This window comes from uncultured Methylobacterium sp. (genome assembly GCF_964251405.1).
Classification (GTDB): Bacteria; Pseudomonadota; Alphaproteobacteria; order Rhizobiales; family Beijerinckiaceae; genus Methylobacterium.
The window spans coordinates 94,138-106,677 of sequence record NZ_CAXUJR010000001.1 but is presented as its reverse complement, the minus strand read 5'-3'; the positions used below and the strand labels follow the sequence as shown (position 1 = coordinate 106,677).

General features: G+C 66.9%; 12 protein-coding genes and 1 pseudogene. 6 read left to right on the top strand and 7 right to left on the bottom strand.

Features of this window, described 5'->3' with window-relative positions:
* Positions 1 to 68: 68 nt before the first annotated feature.
* Positions 69 to 1,136 (top strand): WcbI family polysaccharide biosynthesis putative acetyltransferase, encoded by a 1,068-nt coding sequence (locus tag ACFE7U_RS00540; protein WP_375407768.1) that lies wholly within the window; start codon positions 69 to 71, stop codon positions 1,134 to 1,136.
* 1 nt (position 1,137) lies between these two features.
* On the opposite strand, the gene fabF is transcribed toward ACFE7U_RS00540, so the two are convergent.
* The 4 genes from fabF to fabD all read right to left on the bottom strand — a co-directional run bounded on the left by fabF (position 1,138) and on the right by fabD (position 4,720).
* Positions 1,138 to 2,403: a beta-ketoacyl-ACP synthase II gene (gene fabF, locus ACFE7U_RS00535; protein ID WP_375407767.1), complete on the bottom strand. Its 1,266-nt coding sequence runs from the start codon at positions 2,401 to 2,403 to the stop codon at positions 1,138 to 1,140.
* Between the two features lie 89 nt (positions 2,404 to 2,492).
* On the bottom strand, positions 2,493 to 2,729 hold the full coding sequence (locus ACFE7U_RS00530; protein ID WP_018044468.1) for an acyl carrier protein: 237 nt from the start codon (positions 2,727 to 2,729) through the stop codon (positions 2,493 to 2,495).
* A gap of 278 nt (positions 2,730 to 3,007) precedes the next feature.
* Positions 3,008 to 3,748 carry a 3-oxoacyl-[acyl-carrier-protein] reductase gene (fabG, locus tag ACFE7U_RS00525; RefSeq protein WP_375407766.1) on the bottom strand — a complete coding sequence of 247 codons (741 nt, stop codon included), beginning with the start codon at positions 3,746 to 3,748 and terminating at the stop codon, positions 3,008 to 3,010.
* Between the two features lie 30 nt (positions 3,749 to 3,778).
* Positions 3,779 to 4,720, bottom strand: coding sequence for an ACP S-malonyltransferase (gene fabD, locus ACFE7U_RS00520; RefSeq protein WP_375407765.1), 942 nt, complete (start codon positions 4,718 to 4,720; stop codon positions 3,779 to 3,781).
* Positions 4,721 to 4,921: 201 nt separating this feature from the next.
* On the opposite strand from fabD, the gene rpoZ reads away from it, so the two are divergent.
* The 4 genes from rpoZ to ACFE7U_RS00500 all read left to right on the top strand — a co-directional run bounded on the left by rpoZ (position 4,922) and on the right by ACFE7U_RS00500 (position 9,466).
* Entirely contained in the window at positions 4,922 to 5,332 is a 411-nt protein-coding gene (gene rpoZ, locus ACFE7U_RS00515; RefSeq protein WP_375407764.1) for a DNA-directed RNA polymerase subunit omega, read from the top strand.
* 181 nt (positions 5,333 to 5,513) lie between these two features.
* The gene (locus ACFE7U_RS00510; protein ID WP_375407763.1) at positions 5,514 to 7,766 is read left to right on the top strand and encodes a RelA/SpoT family protein; all 2,253 of its coding nucleotides are present in this window, start codon (positions 5,514 to 5,516) and stop codon (positions 7,764 to 7,766) included.
* Positions 7,767 to 7,854: 88 nt separating this feature from the next.
* Positions 7,855 to 8,445: an orotate phosphoribosyltransferase gene (gene pyrE, locus ACFE7U_RS00505; protein WP_375407762.1), complete on the top strand. Its 591-nt coding sequence runs from the start codon at positions 7,855 to 7,857 to the stop codon at positions 8,443 to 8,445.
* Between the two features lie 361 nt (positions 8,446 to 8,806).
* Positions 8,807 to 9,466: an NYN domain-containing protein gene (locus tag ACFE7U_RS00500; RefSeq protein ID WP_375407761.1), complete on the top strand. Its 660-nt coding sequence runs from the start codon at positions 8,807 to 8,809 to the stop codon at positions 9,464 to 9,466.
* Here the strand turns inward: ACFE7U_RS00500 and ACFE7U_RS00495 are convergent.
* The 3 genes from ACFE7U_RS00495 to dapA all read right to left on the bottom strand — a co-directional run bounded on the left by ACFE7U_RS00495 (position 9,463) and on the right by dapA (position 11,531).
* The gene (locus ACFE7U_RS00495) at positions 9,463 to 10,041 is read right to left on the bottom strand and encodes a peroxiredoxin (RefSeq protein WP_375407760.1); all 579 of its coding nucleotides are present in this window, start codon (positions 10,039 to 10,041) and stop codon (positions 9,463 to 9,465) included. The genes ACFE7U_RS00500 and ACFE7U_RS00495 overlap by 4 nt on opposite strands.
* Positions 10,042 to 10,077: 36 nt before the next feature.
* Positions 10,078 to 10,551 (bottom strand): SsrA-binding protein SmpB, encoded by a 474-nt coding sequence (smpB, locus tag ACFE7U_RS00490; RefSeq protein WP_375407759.1) that lies wholly within the window; start codon positions 10,549 to 10,551, stop codon positions 10,078 to 10,080.
* An 80-nt stretch (positions 10,552 to 10,631) separates the two neighbouring features.
* A complete protein-coding gene (dapA, locus tag ACFE7U_RS00485; RefSeq protein ID WP_375407758.1) occupies positions 10,632 to 11,531 on the bottom strand; it encodes a 4-hydroxy-tetrahydrodipicolinate synthase in 900 nt (299 codons plus the stop codon).
* 200 nt (positions 11,532 to 11,731) lie between these two features.
* On the opposite strand from dapA, the pseudogene ACFE7U_RS00480 reads away from it, so the two are divergent.
* A pseudogene (locus ACFE7U_RS00480) lies at positions 11,732 to 12,540 on the top strand (lytic transglycosylase domain-containing protein); the annotation flags it as partial.

Below are 12,540 nucleotides of genomic sequence, written 5' to 3'. Positions count from 1 at the left end.
CTGCGGCTACGGAACGGCGCTCCGGGCCGATGCTTGTCCTCGCGCGGCAATGGTGAGAAAACGCGCCCATGCCGATTATCGATGTTCTGCGTAGGGTTCAACGCGGCGCCCGATCTCGCCTTGGCGAGAAGAGCCGGCCGGGGTCGCCGCGCATCCTCGTCATCGGGATCTGCCAGGGAGCGGCGATCGCCCGCGCGATGCGGCTTCTCCTTCCCGACGCGGACGTCAGCTTCCTATCCGCCTTCGGCGCCGCCAAGGCCTTCCCGCGCATCGGCGACCTCATCGCGGAGGCGCAATCCCACGACGTCGTCTTCGCCAACACCTACCTGCCGGCGTTCAGGGACAGCGGCGATATCGAGACCCTCAGGGCGGCATCGAACCTGATCCTGATACCGTTGATCGTCTTCCCGGCCTTCCATCCCGACCTCGTCCATGTCGGCGAGGAGGAGGTTCCCGGCGACGGCAACCTGCTGGTCGGTCCGATGGGGCGTTCGCATTCGGCGCTGGCGCTCTTCGGCTTCCGGGCCGGCCTCTCACCGGAGGAGACGCGGCGCCTGTTCGCGGCCTCGGTCTATCGGCGGCTCGGCTATTTCGACGGATGGAACGAGTCCGTCGGGTTCCTGCGCACGTTGGGTCAACAGGCCGGCTACGACCTCGATGCCGATCTCGCACGCTGGACCCGGCGCGGCTGCTTCATGCACACCAACAATCACCCCAAGATGTACGTCGCCGCCGATCTCGCCCGCGGCCTTCTCGCCAAAGCCGGCATTCCCTTCGGCGATTGCGATCTCGACGCCTATCTCTCGGACGATTTCATCCGCCTCGGGACCTGGCCGGTCTACCCCGAGATCGCCGAGCATTACGGCGTCCCGGACAGTGCACTGTTCCTGACGCCGGAGATCGCGAAGGCCGGCCGGTCCCGGACCCTGACGATCGAGGCCTTCATCGAACGGAGCTTCGCACTGTACCGGGACCAGCCTCGGGATCGTCTCGTCTGCGCCCGTGTCGCGGCCTGGCTCTCGGACCCGGAGATCTGCGCCGACCTGCAAGTCTCGTCCGCCGGCGCCGTGGCCTCGCGTCCCGAAACAGATCGAGACGTTTCCGGCTCCATTGGCGAACGGGTTGCCGTCGGGTAGCTCAGTCCTCGACGCGGCGCATGACCAGCGACGCGTTGGTGCCGCCGAAGCCGAAGGAGTTCGAGAGCACGATATCGACGCGCTTGCGCCTCGCCTCGTGCGGGACGAGATCGATGGCCGTCTCGACAGAGGGGTTGTCGAGGTTGAGCGTCGGCGGGATGACGCCGTCGCGGATGGTCAGCACCGAGAAGATCGCCTCCACGGCACCGGCGGCACCGAGCAGGTGCCCGATCGCCGATTTCGTCGACGACATCGCCGCCTGCGAGGCGCCATCGCCGAGCAGCCGTTCCACCGCCTTCAGTTCGAGTTCGTCGCCCATGGGCGTCGAGGTGCCGTGCGCGTTGATGTAGTCGATCTTCGACGGGTCGATGCCGGCCCGCTTCACTGCCGCCGTCATGCAGCGGAAGGCACCGTCGCCGTCCGGAGCGGGCGAGGTGATGTGATAGGCGTCGCCGGTCAGGCCGTAGCCGACGATCTCGGCATAGATTTTGGCGCCGCGCGCCTTCGCATGCTCGTATTCCTCGAGCACGACCACGCCCGCACCCTCGCCCATCACGAAGCCGTCGCGGTCCTTGTCGTAGGGGCGCGAGGCGCGGGTCGGATCCTCGTTGAAGCCCGTCGAGAGCGCACGGCACGCGGCGAAGCCCGCCAGCGCGAGCCGGTTCACGGGCGATTCCGCGCCGCCGGCGAGCATCACGTCGGCGTCTCCGAACTGGATCAGGCGGGCGGCGTCGCCGATGGCGTGGGCGCCCGTCGAGCAGGCGGTCACGACGGCGTGGTTCGGACCCTTGAGCCCGTGGGCGATGGAGACTTGCCCGGAGGCGAGGTTGATGATCCGGCCAGGAATGAAGAACGGCGAGATCCGCCGGGGTCCCTTGTCGTGGAGGGTGACGGACGCATCGTAGATCCCACCGATTCCGCCGATCCCGGACCCGATCATCACGCCGGTGGCGCACTGGTCCTCGTGGGTCTTGGGGTGCCAGCCGGCGTCGTCGAGCGCTTGGCCCGCGGCAGCCATGGCGTAGACGATGAAGGGATCGACCTTGCGCTGCTCCTTCGGCTCCATCCAGGCATCGGGATCGAAGGTCCCGTCGCTGCCGTTGCCGAGCGGGACGGAACAGGCGATGCGGCAGGCGAGGTCCGCGACCTCGAACGCCGTGACCTTGGCGGCACCGCTGTCACCGGCGATCAACCGGCTCCAGGTGGCCTCGACGCCGCTGCCGAGCGGCGTCACCATGCCGAGACCTGTCACCACCACCCGACGCATCGCGCTATCCCGAATCGATCCCATCATCCTGAAACGTTCGACGCGCGGGGTCGTTCGACCCCGCTCCAGGCGCCTCCCCGCAACAGTGCTTAAGCGGAGTTCTTCTCCAGGAACTTCACCGCATCGCCGACGGTCTGGATCGTCTCGGCGGCATCGTCGGGGATCTCGACGTTGAACTCTTCCTCGAACGCCATCACGAGCTCGACGGTGTCGAGGCTGTCGGCGCCAAGGTCGTCGATGAAGTTCGCGCCCTCGACCACCTTCTCGGGCTCGACGCCCAGGTGCTCGACAACGATCTTCTTCACGCGCTCAGCGATATCGCTCATCGTTCTTGGTCCTTAGCTATTCGATCGTGATGGTGAAGGCGCCGTGGCCGCGCTTCAGATCAGGTGATGTGTCCGAGGCGGCGTTTGTCCGATCGCGCGTGGTTCTGCAAACCCGCTGCACGCTGATCCGTCAACCCCCAAGCACGGCGAGCGGGGTGGTAGCATAGGGTTCCGGCGCTGGCGAGGGGCCGTTCACAAGCCGTTCAGACCTGTGGTTTTTCGGCAGAATGTGCTCCCGCAAACCTGCGTGCATCGCAGCATTACAGTATCCGGAACGCTCAATACATCGCCATTCCGCCGTTGACGTGCAGCGTCTGCCCGGTGACGTAGCCGGCCTCGTCGGAGGCGAGATAGACGGTGGCCGAGGCGACGTCGCCGCCGCTGCCGAGCCGTCCCATCGGGACCCGCGAGAGAATGCCCTCGCGCTGCTTGTCGTTGAGTCCGTCGGTCATCGGCGAGGTGATGAAGCCCGGTGCGATGCAGTTGACGGTGAGGTTGCGGCTGGCGACCTCGGCCGCGAGCGCCTTGGTCATGCCGACGAGGCCCGCCTTGGCGGCAGCGTAGTTCACCTGGCCCGGATTGCCGGTCGAGCCCACCACCGAGCCGATATTGACGATGCGGCCGTGCCGCCTGCGCATCATTCCCTTCACGGCCGCTCGCGAGAGCCGGAACGCCGCCGTCAGGTTGACGGCGATGACCGCATCCCATTCCTCGTCCTTCATGCGCAGAAAGAGGTTATCGCGGGTGATGCCGGCATTGTTCACCAGGATATCGAGCCCGCCCATCGCGGCCTCAGCCGCCGGGACCAGGGCTTCGACCGCGTCCTTGTCGGAAAGATTGGTGACGAGGCTGTGGACCCGTTCCCCGCCGAGTTCCGCGGCCAGAGCTTCGAGGGCGTCACTCCGTGTGCCCGAGATCGACACCGCGGCGCCCTGGGCATGGAGCGCCCGGGCAATGGATCCGCCGAGGCCGCCGGTGGCGCCGGTGACGAGGGCCTTGCGGCCGGTCAGGTCGAACATGGGCAGCTCTCTGATAAGCGACGCGCGGTGTCAGCGCAGGTCCGGGAATGCGGCAACGTCCTCGGGCGTGCCCACCGCGCCGGCGGCGGCCGTCGGCACGATCCGCTTGACGAGACCGGTGAGCACCTTGCCGGCGCCGAGTTCGTGGAAGCTGTCGACGCCGGCGGACGCCATGGCGAGGACGCACTCGCGCCAGCGCACCGTACCGGTGACCTGGGCGACGAGGGCGGCGCGGATCGCTTCCGGGTCCGTGACGGGACCTGCGAGAACGTTGGCATAGACCGGCACGATGGGCACCCCGAGCGCCACGCCCGACAGGGCATCGCGCATGGCCTCTGCGGCGGATTCCATCAGCGAGCAGTGGAAGGGCGCCGAGACGTTCAGCATCACGGCGCGCCTGACGCCGCGCGCCTGCGCGATGGTGAGGGCCCGTTCGACCGCCGCCTTCGTTCCGGACAGAACCACCTGACCGGCGCCGTTGTCGTTGGCGACTTCGCAGACCTCGCCACCGGCCGCCTCTGCGGCGATCGCGCCCGCGGTCTCGGCATCCGGCCCGATCAGCGCCGCCATCGCGCCTGCGCCCGGTGCCACGGCCCGCTGCATGGCCGCGCCGCGAAGGCGCAACAGCCGGGCCGCGTCCGTGATGGAGAAGGTGCCGCCCGCCGCGAGGGCCGTGTATTCACCAAGGGAATGGCCGGCGAGGCACGCGACGTCTCGCCCGATGTCGAGGCCACGCTCGGCTTCGAGCACACGCAGGGTCGCGAGGCTCGCCGCCATCAGGGCAGGCTGGGCGTTCGTCGTCAGAGTGAGTTCGTCTGCGGGACCCTCGAACATCAGGCGCGACAGGTTCTCGCCGAGCGCCGCGTCGACTTCCTCGAAGACGAGACGCGCCTGAGGGAAGGCGTCCGCCAGGGCACGGCTCATGCCGACCGACTGGCTGCCCTGCCCCGGAAAGATGCATGCGCGCGTCATCGGTCCTCGTCGTGCCGGGTCGTGCCTAAGAGGGCGGCGCAGTCGCACCGCCCGCAACCTGTGTCAACATGGCACCCAAAGATGGGTTGCGCCGAAAACAACCGACGGCCGGTCGTCGCGCGCTCCTTGTTGCAGGGCGTCAAGCGGTGTAAGAGCCGCGGCAGTCCCCAAGCTTTCGTTTTCAGGAAGGAGCCGCCCGCCATGGCTCGCGTCACCGTTGAAGATTGCATCGACAAGGTCGAGAACCGCTTCGAGCTCGTGCTGCTCGCGAGCCACCGTGCCCGTCTGCTCGCTGCCGGCGCTCCCCTGACCATCGATCGCGATCGCGACAAGAACCCCGTCTGTGCCCTGCGCGAGATCGGCGACGCCACCATCACGGCCGACGACCTCAAGGAACAGCTCATCCACTCGATGCAGAAATACGTCGAAGTCGACGAGCCCGAGGCCGAGACCGTGCCGCTTCTCTCGAGCTCGCCGGCAGCCGCCTCGGTTGCTCCGCCCTCGACCAGCGACGACGGCGCGGTGCAGTTCGATCGCATGAGCGAGGAAGACCTTCTGCGTGGACTTGAGAACCTCGCCCCTCCGACTGAGACGGAAGAAGAAGCCGAATAGCCACCCGGCGATCCACTTCATCGGACCACAGCCACGAAACCCGGCCACTGCGCCGGGTTTTTCATGTCCGTGAGGGCAAAATCGCTGCGATGCGACGCCATCGGGTCTGGCGTGTCGGGTAGCGATGCGGGACAACTCGTCCGCGACGGGGCGGCGCGAGCAGGGAAGGGTGACGCGGCGGATGATGCGCCAGTACGAGCTCGTCGAACGGGTCAAGCGCTATAATCCCGCGACTGACGAAGGCCTTCTCAACCGCGCCTACGTCTACGCGATGCGGGCTCACGGTACCCAGAAGCGTGCCTCCGGCGACCCGTTCTTCGCTCATCCCCTCGAAGTCGCCGCCATCCTGACGGACCTGCGGCTCGACGATGCCACCATCGTCGCGGCCGTCCTGCACGATACGGTGGAAGACACCTCTGCGACGCTCGACGAGATCAGCGAGATCTTCAGCCCCGAGATCGGGGCGCTGGTCGATGGATTGACCAAGCTCAAGCGCCTCGACCTGGTCTCGAAGCGCGCGGTGCAGGGCGAGAACTTCCGCAAGCTGCTGCTCGCCGTGGCGGCGGACGTGCGGGTGCTCCTCGTCAAGCTCGCCGACCGCCTGCACAACATGCGCACCCTCCACCACATGCCCCCCGAGAAGCGGGTGCGCATCGCCGAGGAAACCCTCGACATCTACGCCCCGCTCTCGGGCCGGATGGGGATGCAGGAGCTGCGCGAGGAGCTCGAAGACCTCGCCTTCCGCAACCTGAAGCCGGACATCTACGCCACCATCACGCAGCGCCTCACCGACCTCTCCGCGCGCTCCGAACGGCTCGTCGACAGCATCGAGCAGGATCTCACCGCCAAGCTCGCCGCCCGTGGGATCAAGGCCGAGGTCACCGGCCGCCAGAAGCGGCCCTTCTCGATCTGGTCGAAGATGGAGCGCAAGTCGATCGCGTTCGAGCAGCTTTCCGACATCTTCGGCTTCCGCGTCGTGGTCGAGCGAGTCGAGGATTGCTACGGGGCGCTCGGCGTCGTTCACACGAGCTGGCCGATGGTTCCCGGGCGCTACAAGGACTACATCTCGACGCCGAAGCAGAACGACTACCGCTCGATCCAGACCACCGTCATCGGCCCCAAGAGCCAGCGCGTCGAACTCCAGATCCGCACCGCCGCCATGGACGAGATCGCCGAGTACGGCATCGCCGCCCACGCCCACTACAAGGAGACCGGCGACAAGGACGCGGTCGGCATGCATCCGCGGTTGGTTACGGAAAGCGGCGCCTACCAGTGGCTGCGCCGGACCATCGAACTCCTCGCCGAGGGCGACAGCCCAGAGGAATTCCTGGAGCATACCAAGCTCGAGCTGTTCCAGGACCAGGTCTTCTGCTTCACGCCCAAGGGCCGCCTGATCGCCCTGCCGCGTGGGGCGACGCCGATCGACTTCGCCTATGCGGTCCACACCGATGTCGGCAACTCGGCGGTGGGCGCGAAGATCAACGGCCGGATGGCGCCGCTCCTCTACGAACTCGCCAACGGCGATGAGGTCGAGATCGCCCGCTCGGACGGGCAGTCGCCGCCGGCGGCATGGGAATCCCTCGTCGTCACGGGCAAGGCCCGCTCGGCGATCCGTCGCGCGACCCGCGTGGCGGTGCGCCGGCAATATGCCGGTCTCGGCCGCCAGATCCTCGACCGTGCCTTCGAGCGCGCCGGAAAAAGCTTCACCGAGGACAAGCTGCGCGGCGTCCTGCCCCGCCTCGCGCGCGTTTCGGCGGAGGACGTGTTCGCGGCGGTGGGCCGAGGCGAGATGTTCTCGGGGGACGTGGTCAAGGCCGTCTACCCGGACTTCAAAGAGGAGCGCCGGCTCGGGTCGTCGCCCCTTCAGCAGCCTGCCGCCGGCGGCGCCGGTCGGCTCAGCCTCGCCAAGGACCAGACCATGCGTCTGACCTTCCCCGAAGGCGCCATCCCCGACGCCACTTTGCCCGACGTCACTCATTCCGAGGCGATCCCGATCCGCGGTCTCGACAGCGATCTTGCCGTGACCTTCGCGCCGATCGGAGGCGCGGTCCCGGGTGACCGCATCGTCGGCATCCTGACGCCCGGCATCGGGGTCACGATCTATCCGATCCAGTCGGCGGCGCTGGCCGCCTTCGACAACGAGCCCGAACGCTGGCTCGACGTCCGTTGGGACGTCGAGGCGGGGGGCAGCGAGCGCTTCCCGGCCAGGCTCGCCCTGCAATCGATCAACGAGCCGGGTGTGCTGGCGCAGATCGCCCAGGTGATCGCCGATCATGACGGCAACATCGACAACGTCTCGATGAAACGGCGCACGCAGGACTTCACCGAGATCGTGATCGACCTCTCGGTCTGGGACCTCAAGCACCTCAACGCCATCATCGCGGAACTGCGCGGCAAGCGGGCAGTGAGCAAGGTCGATCGCGTGAACGGCTGAGGGCGCCTGTTTCGTCGCCTTCCTTGCGTCCCCCTCCCGCCGCTGCCACAAGCGGCCACGACGCGAACAGGCCGCTGGAGCTGGATTCATGACACCCGAGGACGTGCTCGCCGAGTTCCGCGAGGCCGGCGCCCTGCTCGAAGGCCATTTCATCCTGAGTTCCGGCCTGCATTCCGGCGTGTTCCTGCAGAAGATGGCGATCTTCTCCGATCCCGTCCGGACCGAGCGCCTTTGCAGCGTCCTTGCCTCGCTGATCAAGGAGACCTTCGGCGCCATCGACATCGTCGTCTCCCCGGCGATCGGCGGCATCGTTCCAGGCTACGAGACTGCACGGCACCTCGGCGCGAAGGCGATCTTCGTCGAGCGCGAGCCCGGGGGTCCCTTCACCCTTCGAAGGGGCTTCAGCATCCCGGCCGGGGCCCGTGCCGTCATCGTCGAGGACATCGTCACCACGGGCCTCTCGGCCCGGGAATGCCTCGCTTCCCTCTCCGGCGAGGCAGGGGAAGTGGTCGGGGCCGCCTGCCTCATCGACCGCTCGGGCGGGCGCGGCGACATCGGCCTGCGGCTCGCAAGCCTCGTCACCCTCGACATTCCGGCTTATGCTGCCGACGCATTGCCCCCTGAACTCGCCGCCCTTCCGGCCGTGAAGCCCGGAAGCCGTATGACATCGGCGAGGTGATGGAATTCAGGCATCGATGCCCTCGCCAACAGGAGTACGACGACCGGCCCACACCGAAAACGATACCTGGTAGATCTTCGACAACTTGTAGTAATAACACCAAGAAGAAATATTTGCTTCTATTTTGTATTCAGTTGACAGTGCGATAGAAGGCAAGATATTTTATGGTCAGGAGTGCCTCCGACATTTATTGGGGGCGCCTACCATCCAGAGTCCGTGGATATTCAGGTTCGCGATCTCTCGACGGAGCGATCGCTCCACGCCTCAGCATCCCTGACGACAGCAACTCTCATTTTGATTGCCGAGGGCGAGTCGAAGATCTCGCTTCTGCGAAGAAGACATACATAAAACAGGTCTTTCCATGTCAACACAACAGCGCAGCGCGCTTTTCATTGATGGCGCCAATCTTTATGCCGCCACCAAGGCTCTCGGTTTCGATATCGATTACAAACGCTTGCTGAAAGAATTTCAAACCCGCGATAACATGATCAGAGCCTTCTACTACACGGCCATGATCGAGGACCAGGAATACTCCTCGATCCGCCCTTTGATCGATTGGCTCGACTACAACGGCTACCGTGTCGTCACGAAACCGGCCAAGGAATTCACGGATTCCGCCGGGCGTCGTAAGATCAAGGGCAATATGGACATCGAGCTTGCCATCGATGCCCTCGAACTCGCGCCCCATATCGACCACATGGTCCTGTTCTCCGGCGACGGCGATTTCCGCTCCCTCGTCGAGGCGATGCAGCGGCGGGGCGTGAAGGTCACCGTCGTCTCCACGATCCAGACCCAGCCCGCCATGGTCTCCGACGAGTTGCGGCGGCAGGCCGACGAGTTCCTCGACCTCGTGCAACTGATCCCCAAGGTCGGCCGCGATCCTGGAGAACGGGGAACGCGCAGTTTTACCGAGACCCGCAGCCGCGAGCCCTCCGAGCGCCCGGTGGGAGCCCGTCCGAGCCCCGGGCTGGAAAGCCGCTACGGCATCCGTCACACCGACGGCTCGGCGGTCGAGGATTAGGCGCTCGGCGTCTCCTGCTGCGCGAGCCAGACCAGCACCGCCTCGGCGCTGCGGTCGGGCGGAAACACCGGATAGAACACCTTCGTCACCCGTCCGTCATCGATCACGAGGGTCAGGCGCTTGAGCAGCGTCTGGCCGGCGGCCTCGAAGGTCGGCAGTCGTATGGCTGTCGCGAAGGCCCGGTTCGGGTCGGCCAGCAGCGTGAAAGGCAGGTGCAGCCGGCTTGCGGCCTCGGCCTGATAGGCGCTGGTCTGGGTCGAAAGGCCGTGCACCTGCCCGACGCCGTGCGCGATCAGGTCCGAATGATGATCCCGGAAGGCGCAGGATTGCGGCGTGCAGCCGCGCGCGCCGGGAATGGCATCCCAGTCGGAAACGAGGTTGGGCTGGCCCGGCTCGCCGGTCCGCGGATAGGCATAGACCACCGTGCGGCCCTTGAGCTTGGCCAGCGAGACGCGACCTCCATCCGTGGCGGCCAGCGACACGTCGGGCAGGATCATGCCCTCGAGGTGGCGCGCGGCACCGTCGTCCGACGGCGCTGGGAGGTCGTCGGGAAGGGACGAGTAATCCTGGCTCATTGTTGATCCCTTCGTGTCCGAACGGTTCCGGCGTCTCTACCCCCGATCTCTCAGGATCCTGGCCCGATCGCGATCCCAATCCCGCTGCTTCGAGGTCTCTCGCTTGTCGTGGAGCTTCTTGCCCCGTCCCAGGCCCAGCTCGATCTTGGCTCGGCCCTGGTCGTTGAAATAGATCTTCAACGGCACGACGGTGTAGCCCTCGCGCTGTGTCGCGCCGATCAGCTTGTCGATCTGGCGCCGGTGCAGGAGCAGGCGTCGCGGCCGCTTCGGCTCGTGGTTGAAGCGGTTGGCTTCGAGATATTCGGGAATATAGGCGTTGAACAGCACGAGGTCGTCGCCCGACGGACCGGCATAGGCCTCGCCGATCGTCGCCTTGCCCTTGCGCAGGGATTTCACCTCCGTGCCGGTCAGCGCGATGCCCGCCTCGAGGACGTCGGAGATCTCGTAATGGTAGCGGGCGGCGCGGTTGTCCGCGACGATGCGCCGGGAAGGTTCGGGTTTGGGAGCCATCTCAATGCCGGTTGGGGCCGGGTGCGCCTTGGCACCGGATCTGACGATATGGTTTGCCGGACAGGGTTCTGCGAGGCTGCCTAAGCCTCGATGATCCCCGCGTGACGCAGAGCGGCGTCGACGATGCCCTTCGTCTGCTCGCTCACGGTCAGCAGCGGCAGCCGACACTCGTCGCGCATCAGGCCCAGGCGCGAGAGGGCGTACTTCACCGGCGACGGGTTCGATTCCGCGAAGAGCCCCATATGCAGCGGCAGCAGAGCATCCTGGATCTGCAAGGCCTTGGCGTAGTCCCCCGCAAGGGTCGCCTCCTGGAAAGTGGCGCTGAGCCGCGGCGCCACGTTCGAGACCACGGAAATGCAGCCGACGCCGCCATGGGCATTGAAGCCGAGCGCCGTCGCATCTTCGCCTGAAAGTTGGATGAAGTCTTCGCCCATGGCTTGGCGCTGCAGGCTGACACGGTCGAGCTTGGCCGTCGCATCCTTCACGCCGGCGATGTTCTTGAGTTCGTACAGCCGCGCCATGGTCTCGACGCTCATGTCGACCACCGAACGCGCAGGAATATTGTAGATGATGATCGGAATGCCGACCGCATCGTTGACGGCCTTGAAATGGGCATAGAGCCCGGCCTGCGTCGGCTTGTTGTAGTAGGGCGTCACCACCAGGACGGCGTCGGCCCCGACCGATTCCGCATGGCGGGCGCGGGCCACAGCTTCGGCGGTCGAGTTCGAGCCGGCGCCGGCGATGACAGGCACGCGGCCGGCCGCCTCCGCGACGCAAGCCTCGACCACCCGGTCGTGCTCGTCGTGGGTCAGCGTCGGGCTCTCGCCGGTGGTGCCGGTGGGGACGAGGCCGTGGATGCCCTGCTCGATCTGCCAAGCCACGAATGCCCGAAAGGAGGCCTCGTCGAAGGTGCCGTCCTTGAACGGCGTGGCGAGGGCGGTCATGGCGCCCTTCAGCCGGCGGCGTGTCGTGTCGGTCATCCTGGCGTTCCCGGCCGTCAAACTGTGTCGCGCAGGGACCTTTGGCGGCGATGCGGCCTCTGCAGCGGCGCAGACATAGGCCGTCGGCCGCGCCTTCGCAAACGCTCACGGCACACGGTTGACACTTCCTTAACATCCCCGATGCGAGCTTGGCGTTCGGTCGCCCTCCTTGCCCGATTCCCAGTGGGACGAGACGCACGATGACGGTCACCATCGCCTCCGCCCGCAGCCTCCTCGCCGTCGGGATCGGCCTCATTCTCGCCGCCCCCGCGGGGATCGCGCGGGCGAACGAGGGGGTGCCGGCCACCGACGCCACCGCGCCGACGTCCCTGCTCGCGGACTCCAAGGCCGTGGTGGACCCGGTCTCGGCCGATGCCGCCAAGGTGGAGCTCGCGACCCCGGAAGCGGCGGTGAGACCGCTCTCGACGGCACCCGTCGCGACGAAGAGCGCGGCGGTGAATGCCTACGCGTCCGCCGATGCGGACGCGCCCATGGCGTTCCCGCTTCCGGACGCCGCGGTGACCCCGGCCGCGCCCGTGCCGGAACTGCCGGACCCGGCGCGCCTGTCACGCTCCGGCGACACCGACATCGAGTCCCTGCGCGGCGCCATCGACGCCTACCGCAAGGGCCGCGTGACCGAGGGAGACCGGTTGCGCGACGGGTTCAAGGACCCGGCGGCCAGGGCCTTGCTGGAATGGGTGGCGATCCGCGCCGGAGCGGGCATCGGATTCGAGCGCACGGTCGCCTTCACCCGGACGAACCCCGATTGGCCCGCCGGCCCGCTCCTGCGCCGTCGGGCCGAAGAGGCGCTTCTCACCGAGAGGAAGAGCCCGGCCGTGGTCCGCGCCTTCTTCTCGTCGGCGAAGCCCGCGAGCGCGCCGGGCAAATTCGCCCTGGCACTGGCCTTCAAGGCCGAATCCCTGACCGAGGACGCCGCCGCTCTGGTGCGCGACCTCTGGCGTTCGGACAGCTTCGGCAAGACCCTGGAGGCCCGCATCCTCGACGCCTT